Origin of the sequence: Tsukamurella soli (assembly GCF_039541155.1) — a bacterium.
In the GTDB taxonomy this organism is placed as follows: domain Bacteria; phylum Actinomycetota; class Actinomycetes; order Mycobacteriales; family Mycobacteriaceae; genus Tsukamurella; species Tsukamurella soli.
This window is the reverse complement of sequence record NZ_BAABFR010000168.1, coordinates 1-7091: the sequence shown is the minus strand read 5'-3', so window position 1 is coordinate 7091 and position 7091 is coordinate 1. Positions and strand designations below refer to the sequence as shown.

The 7091-nt window shown below is 70.0% G+C and carries 10 protein-coding genes and 2 pseudogenes; 3 read left to right on the top strand and 9 right to left on the bottom strand.

Annotated elements, in window-relative coordinates; all coding sequences use genetic code 11:
• Positions 1–245, top strand: a pseudogene (locus ABD908_RS26160) (IS630 family transposase); the annotation flags it as partial.
• Here ABD908_RS26160 and ABD908_RS26155 read toward each other — a convergent pair.
• Entirely contained in the window at positions 242–472 is a 231-nt protein-coding gene (locus ABD908_RS26155; protein ID WP_345001635.1) for a hypothetical protein, read from the bottom strand. The pseudogene ABD908_RS26160 and the gene ABD908_RS26155 sit on opposite strands and share 4 nt — an antisense overlap.
• Positions 473–510: 38 nt before the next feature.
• Here ABD908_RS26155 and ABD908_RS26150 point away from each other — a divergent pair.
• A pseudogene (locus ABD908_RS26150) lies at positions 511–1435 on the top strand (Nramp family divalent metal transporter); the annotation flags it as partial.
• Here the strand turns inward: ABD908_RS26150 and ABD908_RS26145 are convergent.
• Entirely contained in the window at positions 1424–2128 is a 705-nt protein-coding gene (locus ABD908_RS26145; RefSeq protein ID WP_425584414.1) for an alpha/beta fold hydrolase, read from the bottom strand. The pseudogene ABD908_RS26150 and the gene ABD908_RS26145 overlap by 12 nt on opposite strands.
• Between ABD908_RS26145 and ABD908_RS26140 the strand changes: the two genes are divergently transcribed.
• Entirely contained in the window at positions 2117–2824 is a 708-nt protein-coding gene (locus ABD908_RS26140; RefSeq protein WP_345001630.1) for a TetR/AcrR family transcriptional regulator, read from the top strand. The two genes, ABD908_RS26145 and ABD908_RS26140, sit on opposite strands and share 12 nt — an antisense overlap.
• A gap of 45 nt (positions 2825–2869) precedes the next feature.
• Here the strand turns inward: ABD908_RS26140 and ABD908_RS26135 are convergent, their stop codons facing one another.
• The 7 genes from ABD908_RS26135 to ABD908_RS26105 form a co-directional block, all read right to left on the bottom strand.
• Entirely contained in the window at positions 2870–3217 is a 348-nt protein-coding gene (locus tag ABD908_RS26135; protein ID WP_345001628.1) for an FHA domain-containing protein, read from the bottom strand.
• Positions 3218–3273: 56 nt separating this feature from the next.
• Positions 3274–3612: a hypothetical protein gene (locus ABD908_RS26130; RefSeq protein ID WP_345001626.1), complete on the bottom strand. Its 339-nt coding sequence runs from the start codon at positions 3610–3612 to the stop codon at positions 3274–3276.
• 18 nt (positions 3613–3630) lie between these two features.
• Entirely contained in the window at positions 3631–3759 is a 129-nt protein-coding gene (locus tag ABD908_RS26125; RefSeq protein WP_345001623.1) for a hypothetical protein, read from the bottom strand.
• 11 nt (positions 3760–3770) lie between these two features.
• Complete coding sequence (locus ABD908_RS26120; protein ID WP_345001620.1) at positions 3771–4364, bottom strand: VWA domain-containing protein; 594 nt, start codon at positions 4362–4364, stop codon at positions 3771–3773.
• Positions 4361–4504 (bottom strand): hypothetical protein, encoded by a 144-nt coding sequence (locus ABD908_RS26115; RefSeq protein ID WP_345001617.1) that lies wholly within the window; start codon positions 4502–4504, stop codon positions 4361–4363. The genes ABD908_RS26120 and ABD908_RS26115 overlap by 4 nt, the downstream gene beginning before the upstream one ends.
• A 90-nt stretch (positions 4505–4594) precedes the next feature.
• Positions 4595–4786 (bottom strand): hypothetical protein, encoded by a 192-nt coding sequence (locus ABD908_RS26110; RefSeq protein ID WP_345001615.1) that lies wholly within the window; start codon positions 4784–4786, stop codon positions 4595–4597.
• Positions 4787–4916: 130 nt separating this feature from the next.
• The coding region (locus ABD908_RS26105) for a serine/threonine-protein kinase (RefSeq protein WP_345001612.1) at positions 4917–7091 on the bottom strand (2175 nt) is incomplete at its 5' end.

The following is a 7091-nucleotide window of genomic DNA, read 5'->3' as shown; positions in this document are numbered from 1 at the left end:
AGATGCACTTCACGCCGACCTACTCGTCCTGGATCAACCAAGTCGAACGGCTCTTCGCGGAAGTCACCCGCGAGCTACTGCAACGCGCCGACCATCGCAGCGTGCAAGCCCTCGAGAACGACCTCCGAGGCTGGGTCAGCGCGTGGAACGACAACCCGAAACCCTTCATCTGGACCAAGACCGCCGAAGACATTCTCGCCTCCATCGCCAGATACCTGAAACGAATTAACGGCGCAGAACACTAGAGCCCGTAGCGGGCCCGTAGCCGCTGCCAGCGGCTGCGCCGGGGCGCGGGAAACGGGATCTTCGGGAGCGGTCCGGGGTCGTCGACGAGGCCGTCGGCGAAGTCGCGCATCTGTTGCGGGACGTTCTCATGCATCTGCTCGAGTGCGAACACGGCCACGTTTGTGGCGAGCCGGCGGTCTTCCAGGCTGAACCGCGGATCGGTGAATTCCTTGCGTGTGTCGGTCATGAGCGTCTCCCCTCCGCCGAGTGCCTTCCCGATCCTAGGTCGACCCCGGCAACGTCGCCGCCGATATCAGCGCGGGCGCACAGTACGGCTACCTGCTCGTCTGGGTTCTGGTGGTGGCGAGCGCGATGGTGGTGCTGATCCAGTACCAATCGGCGAAGCTGGGGTTGGTCTCCGGCCGCTCGTTGCCGCAGGTGCTCGGCGAGAGGTTGCCGCAACGAGCGCGGGTGGCGTTCTGGGGTCAGGCCGAGATAGTCGCCGCTGCAACGGATATCGCGGAGGTGATCGGTGGTGCGATCGCGCTGCAGCTGTTGTTCGGGCTGCCGCTGGTGCTGGGCGGCGTGATCGTCGGTATCGCGTCCCTGCTACTGCTCGTCGTGCAGGGGCGGCGACAACGGCGGTTCGAGGAGATCATCATGGCCCTGACCGGCACGGCGCACCGGTCGACGACGACCGGGTGCGACGACTGGTCCGCGTGACGAAGACCGATGTGCTGATCGCCCTGGCGATCGGGGGAACCGTGAACATCGCGTTGCTCGTGCTGCCGCGAACAGCCTCCGCGGCCGCGCGGGGACCGACACCATCGAGGGCGCCCACGCCGCGGTCCGGGACTCGCTGGGACCGCTGGTGGCGAGGGTGTCCGCGGCGGGGCTGCTCGCGTCCGGACTCGCGTCCACGTCGGTGGGTTCGTACGCCGGGTCCTCGATCATGGCCGGGCTGCTACATCGCCGGATCCCGAAGCTGGTGCGGCGCGGCGTGACTCTGGTGCCCGCCCTGATCGTTCTCGGCTCGGGCGTGGAACCCACCGCGGCGTTGGTCATGTCGCAGGTCGTGCTCAGCTTCGGGATCCCGTTCGCGCTGATCCCGCTGCGGCGGTTCACGTCCGACCGCGGGCTGATGGGCGAGTATGCCGACGGTGCCCCGCTGCGGCTCACCTCCGCCGTCTTCACGGCATCATGTGTTGTTGCGCGTCGCGGTATCGCAGCGATCGGCGACGGCGCGGACGGCCCGCGCGAACGTCTCGCCGTGAGTCAGCGGTACATAATGCCCGGCACCGGGGACGATCTGGAGCGCACCGTCGCGGCTGGCGGCCAGGAACCGCCGCTCGCCGAGCCGGAACGCGTCGTGGCCTCCGTTGAGAAACAGGACATGCCCGGGGTACGCGCCGAGATCGTCGATCGAGTCGATATCGGCCGCTGCGTCCATCACTTCCGGGATCACTTCGGACGCGATGCCGGCGGCGATTGTGGGCTTGGCGATCTCGTCGGGCAGAGACCGGCGTAAGGCGTTCGCGCTGATCCCGGCGCCCCGGTCGGGAAGTCTGGACAACGCACCGTGTCCGAGACGGAATATCCCGCGGAGCCACATGTTCGGGACGAGGGTACACCCTGAGGCGACGACGGCCGCCACCCGATCAGGGTTGCGCGCAGCCGTCGCGATGGCGATGGAGCCGCCGAGCGAATGCCCCACGACGACGGCGTGCCCACCCACCTCGTCGATCGCCTCCACGATCGCATCCACCGCACCCGCGGCGGAGAAGGCCTCGCCGCGGCGACGTCCGTGCCCGGGCAGATCCGGCGTCGCGGCGCGACGACCGTGCGACAGCCGGATCTGTTGGGTCCAGCACCCACCCGACAGCCGGATACCGTGGACGAACACCACGGGGGACCACTTCGTTCATGCGCTACCTCCTGCAAGTACAACGGACAGTTGCACAGTGTCTGGCACGCTGAGGGCGCACATGCAACGCGGCGTTGCAGGTATGATCTCGTCATGTACCGGACCGCATCCCGGCCGCGTAGGACGGACGCAATCTTCGCGGCTACTCTGGACATCCTGGCCGAGCGCGGATACGACGCATTGACGGTCGAAGCAGTAGCCGCCCGTGCCGGAGTGAATAAGACGACCATCTACCGGACCTGGGCGACCAAGGACCAGGTCCTTGCCGATGCCCTGCTCGAATCTCCTTCCCTGGCCTACGAGGTGCCCGATTCCGGATGCCTCCGCGACGATTTGATGGGGGTGGCAGGGCAGATCGCCGGCCTGCTCGCCGACCAGTCGACACGTCGCATCATCGGGGCGATGATCGGGTCGCTGCCGGACCGACCGGCGACAGCAGCCGCGACGTCGTCATTCTTCGTCGATCGGCTTGCGCGCGAACAGATCATCTTTCAGCGGGCCCGGGAGCGTGGAGAACTCACCGACGCCGCCGACCCCGACATGATCATGAATCTGCTCGCCGGCAACCTGTGGTTCCATGCGCTCATCCACTCGAGGAAGGTAGACGACACATATATCGAACGCCTCGTCGACACGATTCTTCACGGTGTGATCGGACCCGAGGCAGGGGGATAGCGGCTCCGGATCAGCCGCGCCGCGGCGTGATGCGCGTCCACGCGCCTAGGTTGACCACGTCACCGTCGGACACCGGCCGGGCGTGTTCGCGGGCAGTGCGGAGTCGCCCACGACGGTGCCGTTGGCCGATCCGAGATCCACCACGGACCAGCCGCCGTCGTCCGGCCCACCGTCGCCCACGACGGTGTCGAAGTATCCGCGGTCGGCGGACACCGTCGCGACCCATGACTCCGTCCACGCCGGAGATCCCTGCGCGGCAGGGGGTTCCGCCGCGGCCCGCCCCGTGATGATGGCGGGCGCAGGGGTCACGAGTTGCAGCCGGTCGTGTCCGCACTCCTCGCAGAACCGACCGGACAGCTCGCCGCCGCACGCGGCGCAGCGGGTGCCCGGCACGGGTGTGCCGGAATCCGTTGCCGGCGCGTCCCCGCGGGCAGATGCTCGTAGTCAAATCAGCTGCCCTCCTTGCGCACTCGCAGGGTCTTGGACGATCGGGTGTCCAGCGTCATCGCGTCGACTGCGGTCACGTTCCGCTTGAGGTGCACGGTGCCGGTGTGCGGGTCCTCGATGTCGACCACCTTGCCGAGTAGTCCGGCGGTGTCGGTGTTTCCGGCCTGCGTCGCCAGCATCCGATCGCCGACCGCGGCGGCCGGCACCTGCGCGCATATGTGGTAGTCGCGGGTCTTGGCACCCCACGATCCGGTGGGGTGGTCGCCGCTGCGGTGCGGGACCTCGGTGCGCCGCTCGGTGAGGTCCACCAGGGTCGGCTCGACCTGCTTCACGAACTTCACCACCGAGCCCTGCGGCGTCTACAGCCGCAGCACCACGCCGGCGACGGCCTTGCCCATCGCGGCACGGGTCATCGCTCGGAAGTCCGCCTCGAGCGCGGCGGGCTCGGCCGCGATGTCGACGGTACCCAGTAGCGCGTCGGCCACCATGCGCAGTTCGGCTACGGCCCAATCGGTTCCGACACCGCGGCAGTCGCCCACGAACCGGCCGACAGTGCGCGCAGCACCGACTCGAGCTGCTCGGGGGCCTCGTGTTCATTGCGCCCATCGGTGAGCAGGATCGCGTGCTTGAGGTTCGCGCGGGACTGCGCGAGCAGCGTGTCGGCGTGCAGCAGCCACTGGCTGATCGCGGTGCTGCCGCCCGCGACGAGATGGCGCAGCTCCTCTTCGGCGGCGGCGCGGGTCCGCGGTCCCGCCGTGGCCAGGCCGTGCCGCGGATACACCGAGCGCGCCATGTGATTTCCGGCCACGACGGCGAACTCGACCCCGTCGCGCAGCGTGTCGATCGTGGCGGCGGTCGCCGGCTTGGCCGCCGTCAGCTTGGTGATCGGTTGTCCCATGGATCCCGAGGTGTCGACGGTGATCACCTCCGCCGCGTCCGGGAGCCCCGCTGCCCGGCCCGGGGCCCCGGGCCCGCCGTGGGCCGGCACCGTGACGATCGCGTCGACCTCGGTGGCACCGACGGTCAGGTACTCGTTCTGGAACACCTCCACTTCGAAGTCGCCGGCACGAGTCGGTCCGGGCGGGTTCGTCATGCATCGCTCCCCTCGTCGAGCGGTATCGGTATCAGCACACAGGTGATGTTGTCGTGTCCGCCCAGTTCCAGTGCGCGGCCGACGGTCTCGGCCGCGACCTGCGCCAGGTCCCCCGTCGTGCGATACACGGCGTCAGCCATCTCGGCGGGCTCGGGCAGGTAGTTCCACAGGCCGTCGCTGCACAGCAGCAGGCGGCCGGGCCCGTCGGGGCGCAGCGTCGCGATCCGCGCCTACACAACGCCGGCGTCGGCGCCCAGCCACTTCGACAGCGCGTGCGCCTGGGGTGCGGCGCTCGCCACGTCCTCGGGTATGCCCGCCGCGATGAGGTCGGTGGCGACGCCGTCGCACACTCCGGCGACGACGGCGGCCACGCCCGCGCCGTCGCCGGAGTCGGGTGCCGCCGAGACGACGCCGAACGCCATCGAATCCTCGTTGCGGGCACGCCGATTGCCGCGGTCGCCGACTCCGGCCACGATCCCGAGGTCCCACTCGACACGGTTTCGGTCGCCGGGTCCGCCCGCGGGGCCGTCGCCTCACAGTCCATCGTCGCTGTCACATCCACGTCGCCGGTCGGATCCGGTTCGCCTTGTCCACCAGCGTGATCCGATCGCTGGAGGTGGGTGCATGCCGGGCGAGGGTGCGATAGCAGCCCTCGAGTGCCACACGCAGGTCCGGCTCGGTCAGGCGGGCGCCCAGCAGACGTGGCTCGGCCGTGCCCGCGGCCGCCCCGGTATGGCCCGCACGTAGCCACGCCAGCGCGGCCCCCAGCACCCGCTCGGCGGCGAGTGCCCGTCGCTGCGGGTCGATTTCGCCGTCGAGCGCCGAGATCTCCGCGCCCGCGGCCAGCAGGTCGGCTTCGGTCAGTCGGTCGGGCGCCGACGCATCCGCACGCACCGCCGCTGCCGCCAGTCGGGCGGCCACGTGGTGGCTCGACGTCTCGGGAACCGCACACAACACGTCGTACGCCGTGTGCCGGTCGCCCGCCTCGGACAGGCTTCGCGCGAGTCCGAAAGCGGCACTGACATAGGCGAAGTCGGTGCGCCACACGGATCGGTACAGGCGCGTCGCCTGCGCCGGATCACCGCTCGCCTCGGCGCACGCGGCTAGGGCGAGCTTGGGCGCCGCCTCCCCGGGCACCGCCGAGTACACATGATCGAAGTGTGCCGCGGCGCCCACCGGATCGCCGTCCGTGAGCGCGGCGAGCCCACGGTACCAGGCCACCGGCCACGTCCGGTCACCGTCGGCGGTGAGCGCTGCGACGCCGTCGAGCAGGCGCCGTGCTGCGGCGGTGTCGCCGGCCCGGATGTGCGAGCGCGCCATACGTAATCGCACCTCGGGGCTGGACCTGGGGGCATGGCTCAGCTCGTCGGCGACCCGGGCGGGGTCGGGCGAGGTGACGGTGGCGAGGAACGCCGCCGCCGGATCGTCGGGGTCGATCTTGGGCAGCGGAAGCGCGGCGGCGACGGTGGTGAGCGCCGGGGCCGATGCGTGCTCCGTTCCCAATGCCGGATCGATACCGAAAGATGCCAATTCCGTGGTGAACTCGGTGGACGACCCGGGACGGGGCATGCCGTCCTCGGCCGCGAGCACCTCGCGCAGCACGCCGGTCAGCTGCTCGCGCATCTCGTCGGCGGAGGCGAACCTGTCGGCCGCCCCGGCGGCGGTGGCGCGCAGCAGGAACCGGTGGTACGACTCGTACTTCGCCAGCAGCGGCTCGTCGGCTGCGGTCGGTAGCGAAGCCCTGTATGTGCGCAGGTAGTCGAACGGGAACGTCATCACTGCGAGCGCCCGACCAACGGTGTACAGATCCGACGCCACAGAGGGGCCCGCGGTGCCGATCTCGGGCGCCTGATAACCGACGGTGCCGTAGATCGGGCTCTCGTCGTCGTCCACGGCGCGCACCGCGCCGAGGTCGATCAGCTTGAGCTGCTCCTCCGTCTGGATCACATTGTCCGGCTTGAAGTCACAGAACAGCAGGTCGCGCCCGTGTAGATAGCCCAGCGCGGGAAGGATCTCGAGCACATAGGCGATCGCCTGTGGCAGCGGCAGGCAGGCGTCGTCGCCCTGCGTCGCGCGGAGACCCTCGAGGATGTCCTTGACCGACTGCCCGCCCACGTATTCCATGACGATGTAGCCGACGGGCTCACCGGTGCGCGCGTCCGGATGCTCGACGAAGTTGTAGATGTGCACGATGTTCGGGTGCTCGACCTCGGCGAGGAACCGTCGCTCGGCGACCGCCGCCGCCATCGCGTCGGCGTCGCCGGAGTCGAGCAGGCCCTTGAGAACCACCCAGCGGTCGGCCACCGCGCGGTCCGCCGCGAGGTAGATCCACCCGAGCCCGCCGTGGGCGAGACAGCCCAGGACCTCGTACTGCCGATGGACCAGCTCCCCTGGAACAAGTTTGGGAGAGAACGAGAACGGGTTGCGGCACGACGCGCAGAAGCCCTCGGTGCGCCCGGGCCCGCCGTCCTTGCCGCGGCCGACCTCGGCGCTGCATCGCGAGCAGAACCGCTTGTTCTCCGGGACCTCGGGATCGGTGAGGACCGCGGTGTGCGGGTCGCGGTACGGGACGCGCGGCACCTCCACCAGGCCGGCACCGAGGAGTCCCCGTCGGCTCGCGCGGCCCGATCGCGTGGAGCGCGTGGATCCGCGCCGGACCCGGCTCCCCGCGGTCCCGGTGCCTGTCGCCGACCCGGTGGCGGCGGACGTCCCGGTCGCCGCCACCCT